The following is a 2,056-nucleotide window of genomic DNA, read 5'->3' as shown; positions in this document are numbered from 1 at the left end:
GGCATTATCATGAGCTACGATCACTCAGACTCAGAGGAAGATTGCTCAATCATTCTGCCTTCTCAAATGGCTCGTGGGTATAGAGACGATCCGATTCGTAACTTGATGATTGAGATTCTCCGGGACGCCATACGATGCCACCAGGATAAGCCCAAGCCAGTTACCAAGCATCACACAAAGCAATACGGTGATCCATTAGCGACGGAATGGTTGTTTGACAATGAAAGCGACGGTGTATTCTCGGTTAAGACGATTTGTCAGACGTTAAACGTTGACTTGGGCGCTTTACAGGCAAGACTTAGAGCTGGTAAGATGGTCAACACCAGTTCACTCCGCTATGTAGGTCCAACGGGATAATAACCATGGTAAGCGCACATACTAGCATTGGCGAAGAGTTTTACTTATGGCTTAAGGATCGTTTTCCTGATAGTTTAGCTCTCAAACCAGAGTGGGAATCACTGACCGCCGAGGATCAAACAGCATGGACACTATTCGCAAGCACATTATTGACAAAAGTCCTACAACTCAAGTTATGGTAGACACAGACGCCAACTTCGGTAAAGAATTTTATCTGTGGGTCAAGGAGCAATTCTCCGATAATACTATGATCGGGGGGAGCTGGGAATCGCTCAGCCCTGAGGAACGGGCAAAATGGACAGCGTTGGCAAACGCGCTGCTAATGGAGTAAGCTTATGACCGGCGAAGAGTTGTGGAAATGGGTAATATGGCGGGTTCCTCGGCTTGACTATAAAGATGACTGGAAACAGTTAACTCCTCTAATACAACTGAAATATAATGTAATAGCCGACGAACTCATAACCAGAAAGAGCGACAATACCCAGGATGCAGATTCTATGATCTCAGCATGTTTGGAGCTGCCTATGGATCAGCGCCAAAAGCTGTATAAGTTACTCTACAACTCAGGTTGTAGGGTGAACAAGTAATAGCATGAATCAAATTACCATTTGCGAGCGCTGCAATAACTCGTGTGATGCTAACGTTGTGTATTGGGAGGAAAAACACGGCTGGTCTTTTGGCCCCTATGAAAAGTGCAGCGAACTGGTATCTGACTGTTGTGGCGCGGCTTGTTATGTGGTAAATGCTGAGGAAGAGAGATGAAGTACCAAATGAAGCACCAAGAAAAGCCCGATGGAGACTTGCGCACGTGCCAAAAGGGTTAAATTATGGGCAGATACTAATTTATGGAGAAAGGGGAGCAGGCGGCACCATATGGCAACCATTCACACCAAACAGCTCGGGTCGTGTAATGATTCATACATCCAAAGGTGCCATGTTCGCATCGCTCGGTGACTGGATAATCAGAGACGCCGAAGGCGAGTTCTACCCCGTCAAGGATGAGATGTTTCAAGCAACCTACGAACCCGTTGAGGAGGAGAAGTGATGCCTAAAGATGCCGATGATAGTTTGGCTGAAACTGAGGCTTATTATGACCCTCGGGATGATGAATTATCCGATGCTGAGCGTGATTTGGTTAGTATAGCTCAAGGCGTGCTTCAAGGTCAGGCCGGTATCCGTTTTTTGAGGCATCTTAAAGAGGAAAAGAGGCGACTTGAAAAGGAGAAGTAATGCTACCCGAAGATGAAAAGCTGCTGAAGCTGGCTGAGCTGGCGCATTTGCCGTGGATACGGACTAACCATCTTGAATACGGACCTGCATTGTGGAATGACCTCCGAGAGTTCATGGCTCGGTGGGAAGCTACGCTCGAAAGAAGTATTGTTCCCGCTCGCTGGCAGGCTGAAATTGAATACGCTCAGTGCGCCGCCAACGCCGTGCCGCGCCTGCTCAAGCGCATTGAGGCGCTACGAAAGGCACTAGAAAATTGTCTATACGCGGACGGCAACGCTGGTGAGGCGCAGTGCGCCGTAAAGGCGGCTGAAAGAGCCCTCGCCGCTGATGAAGCCACCGCAAAGGAGGTGGGAGAATGAGTGATAACTATCAGGCGATCCTTAGACAAGAAGCAACAACACAAGCCGAGTTTGACGCCATTTTGGCGGCTGGCGACATCGCTATTGTTAGGACTGGCTATTGGTTGGTT

The 2,056-nt window shown here is 48.3% G+C and carries 6 protein-coding genes; all 6 read left to right on the top strand.

Annotation, left to right across the window (positions count from 1 at the left end; genetic code table 11):
• Positions 1 to 357, top strand: a 357-nt coding sequence (locus tag KGI06_06220) for a hypothetical protein (protein MDE1871804.1), incomplete at its 5' end; no start/stop codon positions are given.
• Between the two features lie 175 nt (positions 358 to 532).
• Entirely contained in the window at positions 533 to 688 is a 156-nt protein-coding gene (locus KGI06_06215; GenBank protein ID MDE1871803.1) for a hypothetical protein, read from the top strand.
• A 4-nt stretch (positions 689 to 692) separates the two neighbouring features.
• Complete coding sequence (locus KGI06_06210; protein ID MDE1871802.1) at positions 693 to 944, top strand: hypothetical protein; 252 nt, start codon at positions 693 to 695, stop codon at positions 942 to 944.
• A gap of 155 nt (positions 945 to 1,099) precedes the next feature.
• Positions 1,100 to 1,402 (top strand): hypothetical protein, encoded by a 303-nt coding sequence (locus tag KGI06_06205; protein MDE1871801.1) that lies wholly within the window; start codon positions 1,100 to 1,102, stop codon positions 1,400 to 1,402.
• 23 nt (positions 1,403 to 1,425) lie between these two features.
• Entirely contained in the window at positions 1,426 to 1,587 is a 162-nt protein-coding gene (locus KGI06_06200) for a hypothetical protein (GenBank protein MDE1871800.1), read from the top strand.
• Between the two features lie 113 nt (positions 1,588 to 1,700).
• Positions 1,701 to 1,946: a hypothetical protein gene (locus tag KGI06_06195; protein ID MDE1871799.1), complete on the top strand. Its 246-nt coding sequence runs from the start codon at positions 1,701 to 1,703 to the stop codon at positions 1,944 to 1,946.
• Positions 1,947 to 2,056: the final 110 nt, after the last annotated feature.

This window comes from Candidatus Micrarchaeota archaeon (genome assembly GCA_028866575.1).
GTDB lineage: Archaea > Micrarchaeota > Micrarchaeia > Micrarchaeales > Micrarchaeaceae > UBA12276.
This window is presented reverse-complemented; position numbering and strand designations above follow the sequence as displayed.

What these genes read in the sequence shown, in the direction of transcription:
- KGI06_06205 (MDE1871801.1), top strand. Translation starts at nt 1,100, where the DNA reads ATGCTGAGGAAGAGAGATGAAGTACCAAATGAAGCACCAAGAAAAGCC.
- KGI06_06195 (MDE1871799.1), top strand. Translation starts at nt 1,701, where the DNA reads ATGGCTCGGTGGGAAGCTACGCTCGAAAGAAGTATTGTTCCCGCTCGC.
- KGI06_06210 (MDE1871802.1), top strand. Translation starts at nt 693, where the DNA reads ATGACCGGCGAAGAGTTGTGGAAATGGGTAATATGGCGGGTTCCTCGG.
- KGI06_06215 (MDE1871803.1), top strand. Translation starts at nt 533, where the DNA reads ATGGTAGACACAGACGCCAACTTCGGTAAAGAATTTTATCTGTGGGTC.